The 22,873-nt window shown below is 30.8% G+C and carries 19 protein-coding genes; 15 read left to right on the top strand and 4 right to left on the bottom strand.

Annotated elements, in window-relative coordinates; all coding sequences use genetic code 11:
* Positions 1 to 9: 9 nt before the first annotated feature.
* From ACWJKS_RS18000 to ACWJKS_RS17960, 9 genes are all read left to right on the top strand, one after another.
* On the top strand, positions 10 to 330 hold the full coding sequence (locus ACWJKS_RS18000; protein WP_462960133.1) for a hypothetical protein: 321 nt from the start codon (positions 10 to 12) through the stop codon (positions 328 to 330).
* Between the two features lie 416 nt (positions 331 to 746).
* A complete protein-coding gene (locus tag ACWJKS_RS17995) occupies positions 747 to 926 on the top strand; it encodes a hypothetical protein (RefSeq protein ID WP_462954846.1) in 180 nt (59 codons plus the stop codon).
* A gap of 196 nt (positions 927 to 1,122) precedes the next feature.
* Positions 1,123 to 1,791 (top strand): response regulator transcription factor, encoded by a 669-nt coding sequence (locus ACWJKS_RS17990; protein ID WP_462960132.1) that lies wholly within the window; start codon positions 1,123 to 1,125, stop codon positions 1,789 to 1,791.
* Positions 1,788 to 2,822, top strand: coding sequence for an ATP-binding protein (locus tag ACWJKS_RS17985; RefSeq protein ID WP_462960131.1), 1,035 nt, complete (start codon positions 1,788 to 1,790; stop codon positions 2,820 to 2,822). The genes ACWJKS_RS17990 and ACWJKS_RS17985 overlap by 4 nt, the downstream gene beginning before the upstream one ends.
* 94 nt (positions 2,823 to 2,916) lie before the next feature.
* A complete protein-coding gene (locus tag ACWJKS_RS17980; protein ID WP_462960130.1) occupies positions 2,917 to 3,684 on the top strand; it encodes an ABC transporter ATP-binding protein in 768 nt (255 codons plus the stop codon).
* Entirely contained in the window at positions 3,674 to 5,743 is a 2,070-nt protein-coding gene (locus ACWJKS_RS17975; RefSeq protein WP_462960129.1) for an FtsX-like permease family protein, read from the top strand. Before ACWJKS_RS17980 ends, ACWJKS_RS17975 begins: the two co-directional genes overlap by 11 nt.
* Before the next feature lie 403 nt (positions 5,744 to 6,146).
* Complete coding sequence (locus tag ACWJKS_RS17970) at positions 6,147 to 8,165, top strand: hypothetical protein (protein WP_462960128.1); 2,019 nt, start codon at positions 6,147 to 6,149, stop codon at positions 8,163 to 8,165.
* A gap of 45 nt (positions 8,166 to 8,210) precedes the next feature.
* Complete coding sequence (locus ACWJKS_RS17965; RefSeq protein WP_462960127.1) at positions 8,211 to 10,418, top strand: glycosyl hydrolase family 18 protein; 2,208 nt, start codon at positions 8,211 to 8,213, stop codon at positions 10,416 to 10,418.
* Between the two features lie 101 nt (positions 10,419 to 10,519).
* Positions 10,520 to 12,379, top strand: coding sequence for a glycosyl hydrolase family 18 protein (locus tag ACWJKS_RS17960; protein WP_462960126.1), 1,860 nt, complete (start codon positions 10,520 to 10,522; stop codon positions 12,377 to 12,379).
* A gap of 215 nt (positions 12,380 to 12,594) precedes the next feature.
* On the opposite strand, the gene ACWJKS_RS17955 is transcribed toward ACWJKS_RS17960, so the two are convergent.
* The 4 genes from ACWJKS_RS17955 to ACWJKS_RS17940 form a co-directional block, all read right to left on the bottom strand.
* Complete coding sequence (locus tag ACWJKS_RS17955; protein ID WP_462960125.1) at positions 12,595 to 14,559, bottom strand: FtsX-like permease family protein; 1,965 nt, start codon at positions 14,557 to 14,559, stop codon at positions 12,595 to 12,597.
* Positions 14,559 to 15,350 (bottom strand): ABC transporter ATP-binding protein, encoded by a 792-nt coding sequence (locus tag ACWJKS_RS17950; RefSeq protein WP_220286249.1) that lies wholly within the window; start codon positions 15,348 to 15,350, stop codon positions 14,559 to 14,561. The genes ACWJKS_RS17955 and ACWJKS_RS17950 overlap by 1 nt, the downstream gene beginning before the upstream one ends.
* A 100-nt stretch (positions 15,351 to 15,450) precedes the next feature.
* Entirely contained in the window at positions 15,451 to 16,470 is a 1,020-nt protein-coding gene (locus ACWJKS_RS17945) for a sensor histidine kinase (protein WP_220319877.1), read from the bottom strand.
* Positions 16,467 to 17,141: a response regulator transcription factor gene (locus tag ACWJKS_RS17940; RefSeq protein ID WP_216302067.1), complete on the bottom strand. Its 675-nt coding sequence runs from the start codon at positions 17,139 to 17,141 to the stop codon at positions 16,467 to 16,469. The genes ACWJKS_RS17945 and ACWJKS_RS17940 overlap by 4 nt, the downstream gene beginning before the upstream one ends.
* Positions 17,142 to 17,367: 226 nt before the next feature.
* Here ACWJKS_RS17940 and ACWJKS_RS17935 point away from each other — a divergent pair, with 226 nt between their 5' ends.
* From ACWJKS_RS17935 to ACWJKS_RS17910, 6 genes are all read left to right on the top strand, one after another.
* Positions 17,368 to 18,333 (top strand): MerR family transcriptional regulator, encoded by a 966-nt coding sequence (locus ACWJKS_RS17935; protein ID WP_462960124.1) that lies wholly within the window; start codon positions 17,368 to 17,370, stop codon positions 18,331 to 18,333.
* A 149-nt stretch (positions 18,334 to 18,482) separates the two neighbouring features.
* On the top strand, positions 18,483 to 19,181 hold the full coding sequence (locus tag ACWJKS_RS17930; RefSeq protein WP_216302065.1) for a response regulator transcription factor: 699 nt from the start codon (positions 18,483 to 18,485) through the stop codon (positions 19,179 to 19,181).
* Between the two features lies 1 nt (position 19,182).
* Positions 19,183 to 20,118, top strand: a complete 936-nt coding sequence (locus ACWJKS_RS17925) for a sensor histidine kinase (protein WP_462960123.1) — start codon at positions 19,183 to 19,185, stop codon at positions 20,116 to 20,118.
* Positions 20,119 to 20,277: 159 nt separating this feature from the next.
* Positions 20,278 to 21,201 (top strand): ABC transporter ATP-binding protein, encoded by a 924-nt coding sequence (locus ACWJKS_RS17920; RefSeq protein WP_216302063.1) that lies wholly within the window; start codon positions 20,278 to 20,280, stop codon positions 21,199 to 21,201.
* Positions 21,194 to 21,889 carry an ABC transporter permease gene (locus ACWJKS_RS17915; RefSeq protein WP_220319896.1) on the top strand — a complete coding sequence of 232 codons (696 nt, stop codon included), beginning with the start codon at positions 21,194 to 21,196 and terminating at the stop codon, positions 21,887 to 21,889. Before ACWJKS_RS17920 ends, ACWJKS_RS17915 begins: the two co-directional genes overlap by 8 nt.
* Positions 21,890 to 22,083: 194 nt before the next feature.
* Positions 22,084 to 22,779: an ABC transporter permease gene (locus ACWJKS_RS17910; protein WP_462960122.1), complete on the top strand. Its 696-nt coding sequence runs from the start codon at positions 22,084 to 22,086 to the stop codon at positions 22,777 to 22,779.
* Positions 22,780 to 22,873 lie beyond the last annotated feature (94 nt).

Genomic DNA, 22,873 nt, shown 5'->3' with positions numbered 1-22,873 from the left:
AAGAATAATGTGATAAGAGATATAGATATTAATATAAACAAAGGTAGTTCCATAAGTATAGAGTGTAGCAATGAAGTAAGTGATTTGCTGGTGAATTTGATTTTAGGAAACGAAACACCAGCCAAAGGTGAAATATATATAGAAGACGTAAGAAACGACCAGTATATTAAACCTAATATTGGTAGTGTTGGAGTTGTATTAAGAGAAGAGGATTTTTGTGAGAGGATGACTATAGAGGATTATATGAAGTTTTTCTCTAATCTTCTAGGCTTAAAAGTAGATTATAAAGAGATAATGTTAAAATTGGGTCTTTTAGACATTGGAATGTGAAAATTAAATTTGAATTATTCTCAAAGAAGAACTGGAAAAGGTATTTAAAGGTCAAATCATAGGTGCTGAATCGTCCTATGGCCTATTTGTAATTTTGGCTTGGATAGTAATCGCTGCAGGGGGGGTGTTTACATTTATAGCAAAAGGGGATTAGATAAGTAAGAACGGGTTTGGATAATAGGCGCAAATAGTTATTTCAACCTTTGATTAAAATGCGTCATAATTAATGAAATTGAAAGTACGAACAATGGTCTTTGATAACTGAATAATACGGTATTTAAAATTGTAAAAACCACCATCATAAAAATACATCGATGTAGAAATATGTATAATATGCTATAATTTATATAGAGTTACGTCGAAGTTGTAAAATATTGTGGTGCGACCTTTATTATTGATAAGGAGGAAAAGAGTAAATGAAAAACAAAAATGTATTTATGATAATTATAATGATAATTACGATAATATGTATGGGGATTAATCGGTTTATATCACCATTCTCTGATATTGCAATAAGAGTCGTAGGTTGCATAATGCTTATTGATATATTTGTTTTAAGTTATAGCACAGTAAAATTAAAAAGCAACATTAAGTAATGTGGATTTCATACATTATGCGAGGGATAGGTTAATTCGTAATCTTCACATAGAACGTCGCAACTATTAAAACTGAATAATCTCTTTAAAACACCGTATTATTCAATTGCATTTTACGGTGTTTTTATGTCGCGCTCCAAATACATGTAGTCTTATAATAAAGCATAGAAGTTAATCTAAGAATAGAGGGTAATAGATGTTTAACATAATGATAGTTGAGGATAATGAACAATTAAAAAATGAAATAGCAAGTCTTTTGATATGCAATGGATATTCTGTTATAAAAGCTAATGAATTTAATAAAATTCCTAAATTGGTTAAGGAGAGCAGTCCTAATCTAATTTTATTAGATATTTATTTACCTTATGATGATGGGTTTAAGATATGTACAGAAATACGTAGTTTTTCAACAGTACCAATTATATTTGTTACAAGCAGAAATACTAACATTGACGAGCTTATGAGTATAACATTAGGTGGAGATGATTTTATTACAAAACCATATAATACTCAAATTTTATTAGCTAGGATAAATTCGCTTTTAAAAAGAGCCTACCCTAATGAAAAAACAATGGATGTGGTTGAGTATAATGGCATAAGGTTAAATATATTATCTAGCACCATAGAGCACAATGGTAATGAAGTTGATCTTACTAAAAATGAGTTGAAAATACTTCATTACTTATTAAATAACAGAGGCACGATAGTATCTAGAGTAGATATTATGGAGTATTTATGGGATAGTTCATTATTTGTAAATGATAATACCCTTACTGTAAACATTACTAGAATAAGAAATAAATTTGAAGATATTGGAGTTAAGGACTTTATAAAAACTAAAAGAGGACAAGGGTATATAATATGAGTTTAAGTGATTATTTTAAAGGAATAATTAATGTGATACTACTAAATATTATATCACTTGGTACCTTAGTAATATTTCTCTTTAGTGTAGGAAATACTTTTGATACCATAAAAGTTATAGTAGTAATTTGGATTACAGTGGTTATAACATTTTTTACATATGAGTATAGAAAAAGAAAATTATATTTTAATGATATCCTAAATACTATTGATAGATTGGATAAGAAGTATCTTATTAGTGAAGTGATAGAAGTACCACCATATAGTGATTCAGTACCATACTACATTATGATGAAAAAGGCTAGTAAATCTATGCGTGAAGAAATATATAAGAGCAAAGTCCAACGTAAAGATTATAAAGAGTATATTGAGCAGTGGATTCACGAAGTAAAAACACCAATATCATCGATTAAGTTAATAGAAGAAAATAATAAGACGAATACTTCTAGAGTAGTTTTAGAAGAATTAGAGAATATAGATAGATTTGTTGAACAGGCTTTATTTTATGCTAGAAGTGAGGAAGTTGAAAAGGATTATCTTATAAAAGAGATTTCGCTAGAGCAATGTGTAAGTCATGTTCTAATAAGAAATAAACAAATATTTATTTCTAGCGGTATAGATATTGAGTTAATAAGCCTAGATAAAAGCATTTATTGTGATAGCAAATGGTTAGAGTTTATATTAAATCAAATAATAGTTAATTCAGTAAAGTATAGAACAAAGAATTTTCCAAAGGTTAAAATATATACAGATGATATTAAAAATGGTGTTCAGTTAAGTATTGAAGACAACGGTATAGGAATACCATCGAATGAAATTAATCGTGTGTTTGAAAAAGGATTCACAGGAACCAAAGGAAGGCTTAATAATAAATCTACAGGTATAGGATTATATATTTGTAAAAAATTATGTGACAAATTAGGTTTATTAATAACATTAGAATCAAATGAAGATTTATATACCAGAGTAATAATTGCTTTCCCAAAGGGAAGTTTTAGTAACTCAAATCTAATCCTACACCATAAGGTGTAGGAATTTTTTTGGTGACAAAGTTGTAACATAAAAGTAAGGTTTAATCGAATTAGGTGTAATAGAAATAATGTACAATGATATTGAGGTGAGAGTAATGGATAAGATATTAAGTTTGAAAAATGTTGAAAAGTATTATGGTAACAAGGGGAATGTGGTAAAGGCGATTGATGATATTAGTTTTAATGTTTTTAGGGAAGAATTTGTTGGAGTTATGGGACCTTCTGGGTCGGGAAAAACTACGTTATTAAATATTATAGCAACTATTGATGAAGTTAGTTCAGGATTCATCTATATAGATAATAAGGATTTAACAGAGATAAGTAAGAAGGATATTGCAAAGTTTAGGAGAGAGAATCTAGGGTTTATATTTCAGGATTTCAACTTATTAGATACTTTGACTATTCATGAGAACATAGCTTTAGCATTAACAATTAATAGATGTAAAAAGAGTGAAATAGATGGAAAAGTAAGTAAAGTTGCTAGAGAATTAGGTATAGAAGATATACTCTTAAAGTACCCATATGAGGTATCGGGAGGCCAAAAGCAACGCTCTGCATGTGCAAGAGCTTTGATAACAAATCCTAAACTTATTTTAGCAGATGAACCAACGGGAGCATTAGATTCAAGAGCGGCTCAGATGCTAATAGAAATGATTTCACATTTAAATGAGGAATTAGGAGCAACTATTTTAATGGTAACGCATGATTCATTTACAGCAAGTTATTGTGAGAGGATTCTATTTATTAAAGACGGTAAGATTTTCACGGAACTCGTTAAGGGAGAAAATACACGTAAACAATTTTTAAATCAAATCTTAGATGTAGTTGCACTGCTAGGAGGTGACATAAGAGATGTACGTTAGGCTAGCAATTAACAATGCAAAAAAGTCTATTAAGGATTATTTGATTTACTTTATAACAATAACATTATGTGTAAGCTTGTTCTATGCGTTTACATCAATGTCAAGCTCAGGCTATGAATTAATAACAGAGGATTCTATTAACCTTGAACTATTAAAGCAAATATTGAAATATTCCACATATATAGTTACAGCTTTATTAGTATTACTTATAGGATATGTAAACAAATATATGATAAAAAGACGGCAGAATGAATTTGCTACATATATATTGCTAGGAACTGAGCAGAAAAGCGTCGCATTAATGTTTTTTATAGAAATGCTAATAATCGGAATTGCTTCAATTATATTAGGAATTTTTATAGGCACATTATTTTCACAAGTAGTTACTGCAATAGTTCTTATGACTGAAAAGCAGAGCATAAATTTCTCTTTTAAATTATATATGGATACTGTAATTATAACGTTCATATTTTTTATAGTTATGTTTTGTATTATTGGATTTTTCAATATGAAAGCTTTAGGGAAAGTTAAGATTATTGATATGATAAATGCACAAAAGAAAACAGAGTTTCAGTTTAAAAGAAGTAAGTTTGTATATGTAAGCATATTTATTGTGGCAATAGTTCTATATAGTGTTTGTGGATATTGTTCTTATGAGATTTTAAAAACTACAGTTACAGAAGGTGATAAGGCAATTTGTATAGCAGTAGGATTAATAGGATACATTATAGGAACATATGCATTGTTTTATTCATTAGCGTATATAATTATTGATGTTAAGGATAAGTGGACAAATTTTAAATATGAATATACAAACTTATTTTTAATAGGGGCTATAGTTTCAAAAATAAAGACAGCGCCTATTTTAATGGCCACAATTTCAATAACATTTTTAGGCGCTGCATTAAGCTTTTCACTAACTTTACTGATGTCACAATGGACTTTAGGATTTCTAGATTATAGAGTGCCTTACGATATAATCATAAACAATGATTATTCTATAATTTCAGATAGAAGTGATATATCTAAAAAAAGTAATTTACTTAAAATAGATTATAAGAAAATAATAGAACATCTAAATAATGATGACTATAATATGGATGATTACTGTCAGGCAGAGAAATATTTCTTAAATGTCGATGATTTTAAGGCAAGAGATAAAAGAAAAAAGCCTATGTTAGTAATTAGCTTAAGTGATTATAATAAGCTAAGGAAAATGCGAGGATATGAGAAAGTAACGCTAAATAATAATGAGTTTACCATGCAATGGGCGAAAATGATAGAAGATACTGATATTGAAAATTATATAAAACAAAATTCAACTATTAATATAAATAGTAATAACTTAAAGATTAGCTCAAATTCATACTATAAAGAATCTATTGGAGAAGGTATCTATAGCGGAAATACAAATGCTCTGATAGTAGTTCCTGATAAATGGTGTAAAAAATTAATATTAGCCGGCACTGATCTTTTCGCAAATACAAAAAAGAAGATTAGTTATGATAAGGCATTAGGCTTTGAAAAACAGTATGTACCACAATGGTTTGAGGAAAACTATAGTAAGGTACTAAGTGAATATAAAAGTCGAGCTTTTTATCCGATTTTTACTAACATAAAAGTAGCTGAAGTTAGTGAGATATTAAATGCTACACTAGCAATGAGAATACTAGGAATGTACCTAGGAACAGTCTTATTAATGATTAGTTTGACAGTTCTTGCTTTGCAACAGTTATCAGACTCCATTGAGCATAAGGAAAGATTTAAAACGCTAAAGAAATTAGGAATAGACAATAATGAAATCAATAAGATAATATTAAAACAAATAGCATTGTACTTTATTATGCCAATATCGGTAGCCATAATAGGGTTCATAATATGTATGTATAATTTTGAAGGCATAAACAGTAAAGTAATAAGCGTCTTTATAGGGGATAGCGCATTTGTGTTTAACATAGCTATATCATTGGCGATAATTTTAATTATCTATGTATGCTATTTTCTTGCAACATATTATACATTTAAGAGGAACGTTAAGGGTAGGAGTAAATCTTGTTAAAGGGTTATTAAATAAACTAATAAATAACTAAAGTTAGAAGTAGGTGTCAGGAATCTGTAAGGTGTTTACAGGATGAATGATACCTACTTTTATTTTTTGAATAGAAGTTAAAACCTAGTGGAAAAACTGCTCCTAGCGGGATATTAAAGTTAATGTAAATGGATCTAAAGGCATTTTTCAAATTTGTTTGTGTAAATTTTTCAAAAGATTTGCTCCACTATACTTCATGTTTAAACCATTATTGACCATTAATTCAAAGAAAACATCGTTTTAAGCATTAAATCCTAGAAGAAAATTGGAAAATAATTAAAAATGACCGAAAAAAGGGAGTGATTTTGGTTGAAACCTGACCTGCTATCATGACATAATAATGGTAATAAATACATATATAAGGGAGAAAAAAATGAAAAGAGGAATTAATAAAAACTCATGCCTATCAGTAATTATAGTAATGTTGTTTTTTATTACTATGATTCCAGCAAAAATTACTTTTGCGTCAGCAGCAGATGCACCAGGGGTGGCATCATTATCTCATGATCAATGGTCAGGTGATTTAGATGGTAATTACAATATTACATTAAGTATGTGGCATGGAAATAATGGAACAAGCTACAAACTTTATGAAAAGATAGGAGGATTAAGTGAATTTAAGGTGGTTGACGAGGGGGATTTAACTGATAACACACCAGCAGCACAATCTAAAGCGATTAGTATTAAAGGAAGAACAATTCCTGCAACATATTTTTATTATGTTGAATTAATTAATAGTTTTGGGAAATCAAAAAGTAATGTAATTGAAGTTTCCGTTGGAACAGCGAATGAAAGTAAAATACTAATTGAGGGCATTGATGGAGATTCTCAAGCGCTTCAAGCAGTAATTACACAGGGTACAAATAAATATAAAGTAGTTAATAATAATACAAAGGAGCCACAATATAGCGTGAAAATAAGTAATTCATCAGTACTTAAAGCGACTATAGACAATGATGGTAATTTAACATTAGAAGGACTTGCGGCTGGAAGAAGTGGACTTCAAATCCATGAAGCAAGCACAAATGAAACTAGATACATAGGAGTAAAAATTAAAGAGGCTAATGGTGACTTACCGGGTATGCCTAAGTATTTATCTTTAGGACAAGTCTCAGAGGATAAAAAAGGAGATTTAGATTTTTGGAAAGATATAGATATAGATAATACAAATAAGAGAATGGATGTTAGATATATATATATAAATGGGGGACCTCTAGCTAATGGGTGGAGAGAGTGGACAACTGTTGATGGAGATAGGGCTAAGAATTATATTAAAGAAAGTTTAAAGCTTGGAATAATTCCATTCTTTGTTTACTATAACATTCCGGATAGCGGAGAAAACTATGAATTAGATTTAGCCCATATCAATAGTAAGGAATATATGGAAGCTTATTTCAAAAATTTAAAATTCTTTTTGGATATATGTGTTGAATATGGACAAGGCGAAACTATAGGAATGGTATTTGAACCAGATTTCTTAGGATATATGATGCAACAATCTAAGAAAAAACCAAATGAAATATCAGCGCTAGTTGAAGCCGCGTACTCATCGGGTGTGCTACAAAAGGGTGTAGACCCAGAGTTTAATAATACGGTGGAAGGCCTTGTTACTTCTATAAACTATACTGTTAATAAATATTATCCTAAAGCATATAATGGATGGCAATTTAATACATGGGCTTATGAAAACGGAGAAATACCAGGACAAGGCTTAATGCATTTAACTGAAAGAGATGGATGGGCAGCGGGAAGACAACAAATTGAAGCAGTGGCGAAAGAAACTGCTGAATATTATTTAGCAGCTGGAATTACAAGCTATGATGCAGAATTTATTTCTATAGATAAGTATGGATTAGATGGAGGTGTTTGCGAAACAGGAGCAGCTGTAAATCCAAAATCTTCTAAATGGTTTTGGAATGCAGACCTTTGGAATAATTACTTGTTATATACAAAAACTCTTCATGAAACTACAAAAAAGCCGGTTATACTATGGCAAATTCCTGTGGGACATATTAATGGAACTGTTGAAAACAGTCCATATACTGGCAAACCATTTGAAATTTTAACTAACAAGGATACTACAGGTGAAGATTCAGCACCATCATTCTTCTTTGGAGATACATTTAAAGCTGGAAATTCTGATAGAGTAGATTATTTTGCTTCAAATGGGGCTAATGATCCTGATATAAAAAGGCAAGGAGACACTATTACTTGGGGAAGTCATATGGGTGAAGCTAGAGATGCGGGAGTAGTATCAATGTTGTTTGGTGCTGGTGTTAATTCTAGTACTGATGCAGTTGGATCACCACCTACTGAAGATTATTGGTGGATTACAAAAGCGCAACAATATTATAAAAATCCAGTTTATTTAAATAAAACTGTAAATCAATAACTTTTCTGTAGTGTAAATTTTATAAAAAATAAGGAGGCGTAATAAGTGAAAGTAATCAAATTTAAAAAGGCAATGGCAGCAATTATGGTATCTGTTTTTGCAGTTAGTACATTTGCAACACCGGCAAAGGCAGTTACAAGCGATGAAAAGACGAAAGACTTAGAAAGAAAGGTTGTTGGATATTTTCCAGAATGGGCTTACAAAAGTGAAGTTCAAGGTAATTTCGATGTAGCTGATTTACAATGGGATTCTTTAACACATATCCAATATTCATTTGCAATGGTTGGAGAAGACAATAAAATTGGATTTGGAGATAAAAAAGCAGCTATTGAAGAGGATTTCGCAGATCATAAATTAGAGCATAATGGGAAGGAGGTAAAGTTGGATCCAAATCTACCATATAAAGGTCACTTTAATGTATTACAACAAATGAAAAAACAATATCCAGATGTAGATTTATTAATATCTGTAGGTGGATGGACAGGAACTAGAGGTTTTTATAAAATGATAGATACAGATTCTGGGATTAACACATTTGCAAATTCTTGTGTTGACTTTATTAGAAAATATGGGTTTGATGGCGTGGATATTGATTTCGAATATCCATCATCAGTAGCTACATCTGGGAATCCTGCGGATGCAGATTTATCAGAACCAAGAAGAGCTGTATTAAATGAAAGATACAACGTTTTAATGAAAACGTTAAGAGAAAAATTAGATGCAGCTTCAAAAGCAGATAATGAAAAATATTTATTAACTGCAGCAGTTACTGCTTCATCTTGGGTGCTTGGTGGAGTTCAAGATAATAGATATGCAAGTTATTTAGATTTTCTAAGTATAATGTCATATGATTTTCATGGTGGATGGAATGGAAATGTTGAAAACTTAGCAAATATATACCCAGATGCAGCTGATAATGAAACTACTGGAATGGCGATGCCAACTCTTAATATGGATTGGGCATACAAGTTCTATAGAGGGGTGCTTCCTCCAGAAAAGATTTTAATGGGAATTCCATACTATACAAGAGGGTGGGAAAATGTACAAGGTGGAAATGGCTCAGGTTTACATGGTAAAAGTAAAACACCTGCCGCAGGAAAGTACAACCTTTGGGGAGATGATGATAATAAAGATGGAACTCCGGACCCCGCTGGCACTAATCCATTATGGCATGTATTAAACCTTATGGAAAAAGATCCTAACTTGAGAATTCACTGGGACGATGTTGGTAAGGTGCCATATGTGTGGCAAGGAGATAAAAAAGTATTTTTATCTTTCGAAAACGAACAATCAATAGATGAAAGAGTTAAGTACATTGAAGATAAAAACTTAGGTGGAGCTTTAATCTGGGTTATGAATGGTGACTATGGTGTTAATCCTAACTATGTTAAAGGTTCAGATAAGACAAACGAAGGTAAATATACTTTCGGGGATACATTAACTAAAAATCTGAAAAGTGGAGTAGATAAAATGGGAAATTGTAAAGAAACAAAAGAAGATATTGGAGATGCTCAAGTAATCGATGTTAAAGTTGATACTATTACTAAATATGATCATCCAAATGGAGAAACCGTATTCACAGTAATTAACAATACTGGAGCAACGATTCCTAAGGGATGGGAGATTCAATTTGATATACCTAAATCTGCTTTATACGTTGGAGCGGAAGGAGGCACTGGAACTGTTACAGAAGTTGGCGATTTCTATAGAGTAAACTTAAAAACATCTGGTTGGACTGATATTCCAAATGGTGGGACCGCATCAGTTAAGGCTAAGATGAAGTTATGTTTCGCGGGAGTTAGAAATATAAAGATTAATGGGAAGATTCCTGCTAGTCAACCTGTTAATGGTAATCATCTTCCTACACTTAAAGGTGTTAAAGATCAAGTTATAGTAGAAGGGTCACCTTTTAATATTATGAATGGTATTTCTGCAAATGATGTAGAAGATGGAGATATAACTAGTAGTATAGCTGTATCAGGTGAAGTTGATACAAAAAAGGTTGGAACTTATACAGTAAAATATAGTATTACAGATAAGGGTGGAATGGTAGATAAAAAAGATGCAAAAATATATGTTATTCCTAAAGCTCATTCAAATGCAGCTATTTGGGATGCCGGAACTTTATATACAAATGGACAAAAGGTAGTATATGAAGGTAAGATTTATGAAAATATTTCGTGGTGGACACCTGCTGGAACATTACCAACGAGTGTGTCACATTACAAAGTTATTGTTGATTTATCGCTGTAAAGTAATGCAGATGGTGATAATATCATTGATATATATGACTTAGTTATAGTAGGAAAAGATATGTAATTAAATGAAAAAAATTATTAAGGGGGAGAAAAATCATGTCAAAAGAGAAATTATTTAAAAATATCAAATCAGTAGTAGCATTAGCTGCAATTGCCACGTTAACAATGACAAGTGTTGTACCAGCAGCTACAGTTAATAATTTAGCAGCACCACCACAGGAGGTCGAGCAAAAAGCATCTACTTCTAAACTTCGTAATGTTATGTATTATGGAGATTGGTCAATTTGGGGAGGAGAAGGAAACTTTTTTCCTAAAGATATACCGGTAGATAAACTAACACATTTGAATCTTGCATTCATGGACTTTACTAAAGATGGTGAATTGGTATTTTGTGATAAGGACGCTAACATTGGACATCCGCTAGGAAATGCAGGTGTTACGTATGGAGATATTAATGGTGGTATCATAAATGAATACCAATCTTTAAGAGAGAAAAATCCGAATTTAAAAATTGGTACATCTTTAGGTGGATGGTCTAAATCAAATAATTTTACATGGGTAGCTAGAAATCCACAAACTAGAGCTAAGTTTATTAAAAATGTATTAGATTTTATGGAGTATGCTAATTTAGATTTCGTAGATTTTGATTGGGAATATCCAGGCGAAGTTAGAGCGGCAGACAAGGTTGATAACAAAAATGATATGGGTAATCCCGATTCAATTCCGGCAGATAAAGAAAATTATATAACGATGCTTAAAGAATTTAGAGTAGCATTAGATGCAAAGGAAAAAATATTAGATAAGAAATATGAGATGTCAGCAGCGTTACCAATGGCACATGAAAAAACTAATGTTGGTATTAATGTTAATGAAATGTTTAAAATATTAGATTTTGGTAACATTATGACTTATGATGCAGCAGGTGCATGGTCAGATACAAGTGGTCATCAAACTGCTCTTTATGATAATCCTAATGATCCGTTTGCAGGAAAGGGATTCACAGTTGATTCAAGTATTAAGAAATATATTGAACTTGGAGCACCATCAGAAAAATTAGTTATAGGTGCCGCATATTACACTAGAGGCTGGGAAAAAGTTTCAAATGATGTGCCAGATAAAAATCTTCCAGGTTTGTTTGGAAAAGCAACTAAAATAAAAAAGGATTCAGATGGAACACTCTCTTATGGGGCTACCAATTATGCTCCGGTAAAATCGGGAGACGGTGGTCGTAACAGTGGAGTTTGGGGATGGAGAAATCAAGATGAGTTAAAAGCTAAATATCCAGGAATAAAAGAATATTGGGATGATACTGCAAAAGCACCATACATGTACAATGAAAAGACAGGAGCGTTCTTCACTTATGATAACCCAAGATCAATTGCAGAAAAAACTAAGTATGTTAAGGATAATAACTTAGGTGGGATGATTGCATGGATGGCATCTCAAGATAAGCAAACAGATTCAACTAAGAGAGATGAGTTAACAAAAGCAACTAAAGAAGGTTTATTTGGGAAAGATGCATTACCTACTTATAAAATAGTTCAACCAAAAGTATATGCAAAAGCTTCAGTTACTTCAAGCAAACCAGCATGGGGAAATGGAGGTGCATTATCTATTGATTTAAAAAATGATTGTAAAATAGAAACAAGCGGCCAAACTATACAACTTACAGAAACAGCTGCAAAGACTTTAAAGCATACTAAATTATATATAAAAACTAATGGAGTTAAAATTACTGGAGGAGAATATCCAGCACCAGCAGTTAAAGAAGAAAATGGATACTATGTTCTTTCATTTGATGGGTCAGAACAAAAACTTATAAAGCCAGGTGCTTCAATGAAGTTTAATTTAAGAACTGATAAAGTATTAAATGGATTAGACGGAATAGTAAGTATTGAAATGACTCAAAGAATGCATGCAAATGGTCCAGAATTCGGTAGAGTTACTTTATACTAAGGTGCTGGATCGGGTGGAACAACAAACCCAGAAACACCATGGACAGCTTGGGAAAAAGTAGACTAAATAAATAGAAGTATGGGGGTCAAGAAGCTGTAAAGTGATTACAGGATGAATGACTCCCTACTTCTATTTATTTTAAAAATGAGAGTGCATTTAAATAAATAACAAGTCAATGTGCTAATCTATTTTCATGTCCATAATAAAAAAACCATTTACATAACTATCTTCATATACTTCCTTGTAGTAGCAATAAAGTAAACGATATATACAGCTACAAAAATAACAATGCTACTGATAGCGGGTACTATTATGTTATAATTCATCAGTTTGCTTAAAACAGACATTGCAACGCAGCTGTGGATTATGCCAACAACTAAAGGCAACAGATAGGACATTCCTATTTGTATTGCAGTAGCTTTGAAAATTTCTTTCTCTGTCATTCCAAGCCTTTTTAATAAAACATATTTATTTTTATCTAAATAGGCTTCACTTACAATTTTGAAATATATTATGCTTCCTGTTGCAATTATGAAAACTAGTGAAAGAAAAGCTCCAAGGAAATAAATTATTCCAAAAATATTGTAAGAAGATGTATCCTTGCTGGCATTTACACGTAAAGAATCTTTAATTGAATTAGTTGTGAATAATTCACGGAAAGAAGATATGTTCTCACTCACATTTGCACGCGAAGGCTCTTTAGGTGAATTAATCTTGTATAATTCCTGTTTTAGCAATTTCATATTGTCTGTATTATTTATTTTTATCCCATTAAACTGATATGTGTCAGAAGTAGCCTTAAGGAAATCATAGTCTTCATCATTTAATATAAGACATGATGTGGGTATGCCAATACCAAAAACAGGAGTTTTAAGTGTATTCTTTATAGTATAGTCCTTATTATTTATAGAAGCTTTTTCATTTTTATAATCATAAAGACTCATTACTACAGTAGGTGGTGCTACATATATTGTTTCGCCACTGGACAAGGTCTCTTTTTTAAAATCATTAATGTTCTTTGCTTCTAGGTCAGAACTTATTTTTATAAAATCTGAATATTTTAAGGCTACTGTTTCTGAATCCTTCAATTTGGTTTCTACATAAACGTGAGGTTTTATAATAAGAAATTCAGTGTTTTCTTCAAGGATTATATCTTTTTTATATTCCTTTAACTTGTCTCTTACCTGCTGCTTAACTGTTTTTTCAGAAGAAACATAGGAAATTTCATAAGGAGATTGTATATAATCTCTTATTCCAATAAAATACTTAAGAGATGCTACTGTTCCATAAGAAGTTAAAGTAATTGTAGCTAATATGGCAACTGCCGCTAAAGTTCGATAGTTATTTTTTATCCTAAAGGCAATGTTAGACATGCATACTATATTTACTCCATTATATAATATTTTCTTTCTGTTTATTATAAATTTCATTATTATAGAATACACAGAGCCAAAAAACCAACAGGTACCTATTACTACAAATATAATGGCAGGAGGTAGGTTTGCAGTAAATTTCATACCAATAGCATTTCTTGCAAAGTAATATCCCGTAAATATGAATATTATAGACAACAAACCTTTTACATAATTAGCCCTTGGAAGTTTTTCTTCTCGTTTAGTTGCATTAAACAAGTCAATTAACTTACTTCTAGATATGTTTATATAACCTAAAACTGCATTTAAAAAGAAGATTACAAAAAATGTGATGGAAGTTTGAATTATTGCTTTAGTAGATATGAAAAAACCTATTTTCATGTTTAATAGAGCTACTTTAGCCAGCATCATTAGAAACAGCTTACAAAAGATAATTCCAAGTAAAAGCCCAACTGCTGTTGCAGTTATTCCCATAAAAATAAGTTCTATAGAATAAATAAGTGCTATTTGAGAATTGGAGACGCCCATAAAAGCATAAATTCCTATTTCTTTTTTTCTTTGATTTAAAAAGAAAGAACTTGAAAACCAGATGAAAAATATAATAAATAAAAGTAGCAACCAAGAAACTGAACTTGATACGTCTTTAATATAATAACTAGTTTCATTAGCTTTTTGAAAATCTGGATTATATTTCAGTGCTACAAAATTGTAGAAAACAAGCACTGAAAAAATCATAGACATTATATATAGACTGTAGACTTTTATGTTTCTCTTAAAATTATCGAAAGCTATGCTGAAGGAATTCATTAAAAAGCCCTCCTATTTTCTTCCCTTTGTCCGTAATAATCTGTATCGCCACTCATTGATGCACCCATGTCCATAATTCGCTTAAAAAACTCTTTTCTTCCTTGATTTTTATCAAGTTTTGCATGAATCTTTCCATCTTTTATAAACATTATTCGTCTGCAATAGCTTGCAGCAAACGCATCATGAGTCACCATTATTATAGTAGTTTTAAATTTCTCATTTAGGTCTGTAAGGCATTGCAGAAGTTCTGCTGCCGATTTCGAATCCAAGGCCCCTGTAGGTTCGTCTGCAAATATAACCGAAGGTGAAGTTATAAGAGCCCTAGCTGCGGCGGTTCTTTGCTTTTGACCGCCAGAAAGCTGATATGGATATTTGCTTAGATGATCCTTTAAGCCTAAAAAGCCAGCAATCTCATTTACCTTTTTTATTATTTCATCATGATTTACTTTACTAAGGGCAAGAGGGAGCGCTATATTATCCTGAATAGACATTGTATCGAGTAGGTTAAAATCCTGAAATATAAAACCTATTTTGTTCTTCCTAAAAGCTGCAAGGTCACGTCCCTTAATTCTTTTCATATCATTTTCTTCAAAGAAATAGCTACCACTAGTAGGTTCATCAATGGTAGAAATAATATTTAAAAGAGTAGTTTTACCTGACCCGGAAGGTCCCATTATGCCTAGAAATTCACCCTTTTCAACTTGCAAATCAAGTCCATCTAAAGCGTTAGACGCCATACCTTTTAAGCCGTAAACTTTCTTTAAATTTTTAGTTTCAATAACAATACTCATAAAAATCCTCCTCATAAAATAAAAGCTTACCTTTATTCTACCTATTGACCTCGCTTCCTGCCATCGAATTTAAGTTACATTTAATGTTTTAAGGTTACATTTATGTAACCTTTGCGTAATCTGATAGTTTATAGAAACACACACTAAATTCTGTACCCTTTTCTTCCTCAGATTTAACATATATATTATGACTTAATTTATGAGCCATTTTTTTAGATAAATATAAACCCATGCCTGTGGATTTTGCTAAGATTCTTCCGTTTTCTCCTGTAAAACCCCTGTCAAATATTCTTTTTATGTCTTTTTCTTTTATTCCAATACCATTATCTTTAACATGAAGTACAATAACTTTCGATTCTTCATTAACACAAATAGTTATTTTACCATCATTAGGTACATATTTGCAGGCATTATTAATAAGCTGATCAACAATATATGAGAGCCATTTTTCATCTGTCGTAACAGTGTAGTTTATATTCCCAAGTTCTAAACTTATGTTTTTTGATATGAAAAGTGTAGCATTTCTTCTAACGACTTTTTTTATCAGAGTTTCAATGTTAATTTCATTGATTTGTAAATCTTCCGAATAGCTAGATGATCTACTTGTATAAAGGACCTGGTTAATAAGGAAATTTATTCGATTAAATTCGAGTATAAGCTGCTCTGACATAGTTATTTCCTCTATTTTACCAGCGATGAGCTCACATACCGAAACAGGTATTTTTATTTCATGAACCCACTTTGTTATATAATCATTCATTTCATCAAGGTCTGACTTTACTTCTTGAACTTTTTCTTCCATTTCAACATTTTTGAGTTTGACTATATCTTTTATAAGCTGAACTTCAAAATAGTAACTGCTACTTGGTAATCTTGTATCTACTTTATCTTTATTATTTATAGCTTCGCAAATCCCTTTGTAACTGTATGCCCACCTTTTATAATCAATAAATGTAAAGATTAATGATATAAAAAGGAGCAAAAAATCCATGTATGCTATATCGGTAAATTGTGCATCAATAGGATTGCTGCTTAATAGGATTAGATTTATAGTAAACAAAATACAGATGAAATATAATATTTTTAAGGCTGAATTTTTAATATATGTCATTATAGTCATAGTATCATGTACCCATATCCTTTTTTAGTAACTATAAAATCATTGAGGCCAATACCGCAAAGTTTCTCGCGGAGCCTGTTAATGTTTACTGTAAGAGTATTGTCATTAATAAAATTATCATCATCCCAAAGTGCCCTCATTATCCTCTCGCGAGATATGGTCTTACCCCTGTTTTTCATAAGAAGTAGCATTACTTTGAATTCATTTTTTGTCAGCTCAATTTTCGCTTCTTTATGCATTAGAGTATTTTCAATTAAGTTTAGGATTACTCCATCACATTCTACTAAATCAGAAGTTTGCTCACCATAAGAATAGGCTCTTCTAAGCAATGCATTTATTTTAGCAATTAAAATATCCATTGAAAAAGGCTTGGTTATATATTCATCACCACCGGTATTCATGGCCATGATAATATCCATATTCGTATCCCTTGAAGAAACGAATATTATAGGCACCTTTGATACTTCGCGAAGCTTATTACACCAGTAAAATCCATCAAAGCAAGGTAGATTTACATCCATAATAACCAAATCTGGATTGTTGCGAGCAAACTCTGCAGTTATGTTCTCAAAGTTATCCACAGGCATTGCATCAAACCCCCACTTTATCAACATTTCATTCATGTTAGTGCACAGTGATTTATCATCTTCAACTATCATTATCTTATACATTTTTTACACCCCTAAAATAAGGTGAAACATCAATGGTTAGTTTCGCCTAATATTATATATAATAGAAATCTGAAAATTTCCAGTAAAATTTGCCTTGTTTAGTATAATTGTAACATTAATAATAATGAGGGTAAATCTCTAGATTATTTAACAATACTATAAAAAGAATTGACATGTACCTCACTGTCAGGTTTAAAATTGAATTATTATAAGGGAGGGGTGACGCATGAACATAAAAGATGCTGCTGAAAAAACTGGATTAACCAAAAGGGCAATAAAGTATTACGAAAGTGAAGGGTTAATTATGCCTTTAAAAAATATTCAAAATAACTATAGAGAGTACACTTGTCAAGATGTCATAAAGCTTAATTTAATAGGAGCGCTTAGAACGTTGGGTATTCCCATTGCACAAATCAAAACTGTGACTTCTGGTAACAAAAGTATTCCCGAAGTTATGGCGCAAGCGCTTTCTAGAATAGATAAAGATATTGAAAATTTAGAGAAAAGTAGACTAATTATTTTAAATATTATAGAGAAAAATTTAACTGATTATGACGCTGCGGGAGAACATATAAAGCTGCTTAGGGAAACATTAGAATTGTCCATAGGTGAAAAGAAAGAATATATTTCAAATGCTCTTAGTAGAATATTCCCAGGAATATTTGGTGAAAGTCTTATTATGAACTTTGAACCATTTTTGAATATTGTTATTGATAACGAGGGAAAAAGAAGAGTGTGGTTAAAACTTGTGGAGGAATTGGATGAAATAAATACCGAAGAATTTTTTTTGGATAATAACTATTTTAAGGAACTTCAAAATAAGCTTGAAAATGAAGGTATTTCAGAAGAAGATAAGAGAAGACATTTGTCTGGCATTAAAAATATAATAAATTATGATAAAGCATACATTAAAGGGTATATAAAAAGGATTAAGGACAGTTACCTATTGTTAAAAGAAGATGAAAAAGAAAAGGAACAAGTGAACGAATTCGGTTCATTTTGCGATGATTATTCTAAAGAATTTGGGCGTTTTCACACGAAATTTAGTGAATATTTGACTATTCTTAATGAAGATTATAAAAAATATATAGAAAATATGACAAAAATGAATGATGAATTAAATAAAAAGATGGAAGAAGAAACAGGGATGAATGTAAATGAATTTTTTGAAAGATATATTATAGAAAAATAAATATTTTACATAATCAAATTAGGTGTAGTCATTGTATTTTCTATTGAAAGAGAGAACAATGAATGTGTAAATTTACAGGTATTTATTTACACTGATAACTAAGTTATAATAAAGTTATAAATATTTATAAAAAAAGAGGTGTCACTTTTATGGAAAATAGAATTCTACTTGTTGAAGATGATATAGCTATTAGTGAAATGGTTGAGAATTACCTAATAAAAGAGGGTTTTAACATAACTACTGCTTTCAATGGAGAAGAAGGAGTAGGTAAGTTTTTAAATAATTCCTTTGATTTAATTGTTCTTGATATAATGATGCCGAGGCTTGATGGAATGGAAGTTATGAAAATTGTAAGAGAAACAAGCTTAATACCTATTTTAATTATGTCAGCAAAGGACAGTGATGTAGACACGGCTGTAGGACTGGGACTCGGTGCTGATGACTATATCACAAAGCCTTTTTCAATGATAGAGCTTTGTGCAAGGGTTAAGGCAGGGATAAGACGTGCCAATCAATATGCTAAAAACGATAAGAAAGAAGAAGCGACTATTATTAATGTTAACCACCTTACTGTTAATTTGAAAAACTATTCAGTTACTAAAAAGGGTGTAAATCTACAGCTGACTTCAAAAGAATTTGATATTTTAAGACTATTCATTTCGAATCCAAATAGAGTTTTTACTAAAGCACAAATCTACAGTGTTGTTTGGAATGATGAATATTTTGGAGATGAGAATGTTATAAATGTGCATATGAGAAGATTAAGAGAGAAAATAGAGGACAATCCTTCAGAGCCTAAATATCTTAAAACATTATGGGGCATAGGCTACAAATTAGGAGAATTTTAAAATGATTATTTTTTTATTAATAGTAATAGTTATTTTATTGGGTATCATTTACATTCAGCATAAATCCAAAAAACATAGAAGTGACAATTTAAAGTACATTCATGAAAAGTTAAACAATATTATAAAAAGCAACACCAGTGAAAAGCTTTTAGTCTTTACTGACGATAAAGAGATTATACCCATTTTAATAGAGATTAATAAGGTTTTAGAACATAATCAAAAAATACTAGCAGATTATTTGAAGGCTGAAATAACAATGAAGAAAATGCTTTCAAATATCTCTCATGATTTAAAAACACCACTTACAGTGGTGCTTGGGTATATTGAAACAATAAAACTGGACAGCGATATAAGCAGCGAAGAAAGAAATTTCTTATTATCAAAGGTTGAAAATAAAACAAAAGAAGTGATGAAGCTCATTAATAAGTTCTTTGACTTAGCAAAGCTAGAGTCAGGGGACACGGATATCCCACTAACAAGAATTAATATTAATGAGGTTTGCAAAAAAAACATATTAGCTTTTTATGATATTTTAACTAATAAAGGCTTTGAGGTTATTATTGATATTCCAAAAATCAACATTTATTGTCTAGGAAATGAAGAGTCGCTAGATAGAATTATAAATAATTTCATTTCAAATGCCATTAAATATGGAAACGATGGAATGGTTTTAGGATTAACACTTAGAAGTGATGAGGAGTATGTATATGTAGAGGTTTGGGATAAGGGTAAAGGCATTAGTGAAACGCATCAAGATAGGGTCTTTGAAAGGATGTACACTCTTGAGGATTCAAGAAATAAACTGTATCAAGGCAGTGGTCTTGGTCTTACAATAACTAAAAGACTTGTAGAAAAATTAGAGGGAGAGATAATCCTCGAGAGCAAACCTTATGAGAAAACGTCGTTTATTTTTAAATTAAAAAGAATAACCTATTAATGATTATGAAAAGCAAGGTGACCTGTCTATAGTACCACTATAAAGATAGGGCACCTTTTTTTAGAAAAGACTTAAGAATTTTGTAAGATTTAAGTAATAAAAAAGAGAAGTTCAATTGCTATAATATAAATATGGAAAGTGGTTGAAGGGGGAGATAAAATGGAATATATACTAAAAACTAGTAATCTGACTAAAACATATAATGGCAAAGAAGTGGTAGCAAATGTGAATATGAATATTAAAAAGGGTGAAATTTATGGGTTTCTAGGACCAAATGGTGCAGGGAAAACAACAATAATGAAGATAATGACAAATCTAGTTAAGCCTACAAGTGGTGAAGTTGAAATTTTCGGCGAAAAGCTTACAGATACCTCCTATGAGGTTTTAAAAAGGCTTGGTTCTATCATTGAATATCCCGTGTTTTATGAAAGGCTTACAGCCAGAGAAAATTTGGAGCTTCACTGTGGGTACATGGGTTACCACGATAAGGGAGCAATTGATAAAGCGATAGATCTTGTAAATCTAAAAAATATTGATAATAAACTAGTTAAAGATTTTTCTCTTGGTATGAAGCAAAGGCTCGGAATTGCAAGAGCAATCACAACCAAGCCAGAATTATTAATACTAGACGAACCTATCAATGGACTTGACCCAATAGGCATTAAGGATTTAAGAAATTTATTTAAAATGTTGAGTAAGGAGTACGGAATAACTATATTGTTATCTAGTCATAGTTTAGGAGAAATTGAGCAAATAGCGGATACCATAGGAGTTATAAATAGTGGTAGATTAATAGAAGAAGTTTCTATGCAAAGCATCAGAGAAAGTAATACAGAATATATAGAACTGGTTACTAAAGATTACAAAAAAGCGTCGTATATTCTATCAAACAATCTTAATATATCCAATTTTAAAGTTCTGGATATTGGTGTAATAAGGATATATGAAGCTACAGTACCACAAAGCATTATATCTAAAACCTTAGTTTTAAATGATGTTCTCATTGAAGAAATAACTAAGAAAAACAGTTCATTAGAAGAACACTTCTTAAACTTGTTAAATGGAGGTGACATAAATTCTTAAATTAATAAAATTAGAAATGAAAAAGAGTAAGGTATGGCGAAATATAAAAGGGGTTATAATCGCAAATATAGTTATAATAGCGCTGCTGGCAGTAATGATTTTTTCAACAAAAAATGAAGGCGGTGTAGAGTTTACTAGCATCCCCTTTACTTTTTCATTTGTTGATGGCATGGTAAAAGGTACTTTTATAATATTTGCTTCAGTGCTTATTGCTAGGTTCATAATTGAAGAATATAAAAGCAATACAATTACGGTATTGTTTATGTATCCTATAAGTAGAAAAAAGTTGATTATAGCTAAACTACTTATTGTGGTAGTATTCACTTTTATTTCTACAGTTTTATCTAATATTTTTATAGATTTTGTTTTATGTATTGTTAATAATTTTTATAACTTTACGCCTGACAAATTAACCAGCTCATTAATAATGAGTAACTTTATGACTATTGGTATTAATGCTTTAGCATCTAGCGGTATGGGACTAATTCCTCTATATTTTGGAATGAGAAAAAAATCAGTACCTGTTACAATAGTATCTTCAATATTAATAGTATCTATTGTATGTGGCGATAGGGGCGGTCATTCATTAAGTAATAGTATTGCAATATCAATAGCACTTTCTATTATAGGAGTATTTATTGCGTATCTATCTATAAGGAATATAGAACATGTAGATGTTATTAAATAATATTTAGCAAATTTGTATATTGACGGAGGAATAACTGAAGTTGAAACTTCTTGCATTTATCAATGATGGGAAGGGTAAGTACAGTAATGAGTACAGGTTGTTAGAAGTAACTTGATTAAGGAACCGCAAGTAGATTTAGAGGTATAAAAAATGGTAAATACACTTTTAAAATTTATTACATGGAGATGACATGGATGTTTAAATTAATGAAATTAGAAATGAAAAAGGTTAAGATGGGGGGATATATAAAAGGAGCCATAATCGCAAACATAGTTATAATAGCTATATTCGCAATGACAATTGTTGTATCAAAAAATGTAGGGGACATAGACTTCACTAGCCTTCCTTTTACTTTTTCAATGGTTGATACCACGGTAAAAGCTACTTTTATAATATTTGCTTCAGTGCTTATTGCCAGGTTCATAATTGAAGAATATAAGAGCAATACAATTACGGTATTGTTTATGTATCCTATAAGTAGAAAAAAGTTGATCATAGCTAAACTGCTCATTGTGGTGTTATTCACTTTTATATCTACAGTTTTATCTAATATCTTTATAGATTTTGTTTTATGCATTATTAATAACTTTTACAATTTTACGCCTGATAAATTAACCAGTTCCACGATAATAAGGAGTTTTATGACTATTGGCATTAATGCTTTAGCTTCTACCGGTATGGGACTAATTCCTATATATTTTGGGATGAGAAAAAAATCGGTACCTACTACAATAATATCTTCAATATTAATAGTATCTATTGTATGTTCTAATAATGGAGGGTACTCATTAGGTGATATTATTGCAATACCAATAGCACTTTCTATTGTAGGAGTATTTATTGCGTATCTAACTATAAGGAATATAGAACATATAGATTTGATTAAATAAGGTATTACATTGAAAAATATGGAAATAACCATCGCAGTGAGTTTTCAATAACACGGTGATGGTTTAATTTCTAGATTCTAGAGCTATTCATCCT

The sequence above is a fragment of the Clostridium sp. CM038 genome, from assembly GCF_055081105.1.
This window is presented reverse-complemented; position numbering and strand designations above follow the sequence as displayed.